Origin of the sequence: Haemophilus paracuniculus, from assembly GCF_002015115.1 — a bacterium.
Classification (GTDB): Bacteria; Pseudomonadota; Gammaproteobacteria; order Enterobacterales; family Pasteurellaceae; genus Haemophilus_E; species Haemophilus_E paracuniculus.
On the sequence record NZ_MUYA01000016.1, the window covers coordinates 1 to 691 of the forward strand.

1 protein-coding gene is annotated in these 691 nt (G+C 54.3%); it reads left to right on the forward strand.

Annotated features, from left to right (window positions below):
* Positions 1–691 (forward strand): transposase (locus B0187_RS09205; protein WP_078237566.1); only part of this gene is annotated, 691 nt, incomplete at both ends.

Below are 691 nucleotides of genomic sequence, written 5' to 3' on the forward strand. Positions count from 1 at the left end.
CAGGCGGGCTGGAAATCCCCGTCGCCAAAGCCTTGGCTCGGGCGGGCTATCGTGTCTTGATTGCCAATCCGCAGAAAGCGGCACAGTACGCCCGTTCACAAAATGTGGCGAAGACCGATGCGAAAGATGCCCTAAATTTGGCATTCTACGGACAAAATCTCGACCTCAAAGGCGAAGCGGAAGGCTTGCTCTATGTGCCACTTTCTGAGGCGGAAGAACGGCTGGAAGCCTTGGTGGTAAGGCGTCGCCAGTTGGTCGATATGCGAGTGGCAGAGCTGTGCCGCTTACAACAGAGCCACGAAACGCAACAGCCCAACATTCAGCAGCACATTGAAATGCTGGACAAACTGATTGCCGATTTGGATAAAGACATCGACAATCACACAGAGAACACCCCCGATTTTCGGGACAAGGCAGCACTCATCAGCGACATCAAAGGCGTGGGCAAAAACTGTGTCGCCGTGTTGATGTCGAGCCTGCCCGAACTGGGCAAACTCAGTGCCAAACGGCTTGCCTCGCTGGTAGGTGTGATACCGCACCCGAAAGAGAGCGGACAATGGAAGGGAAAATCGTTCTGCCAAGGCGGACGAGCTATCGTTCGCAATGCCCTTTATATGACAGCCCTTTCGGCGGTTCGATTCGAACCCGTGTTCAAAGCCTTTTACGACCGCTTGTTGGCAAGAGGCAAACC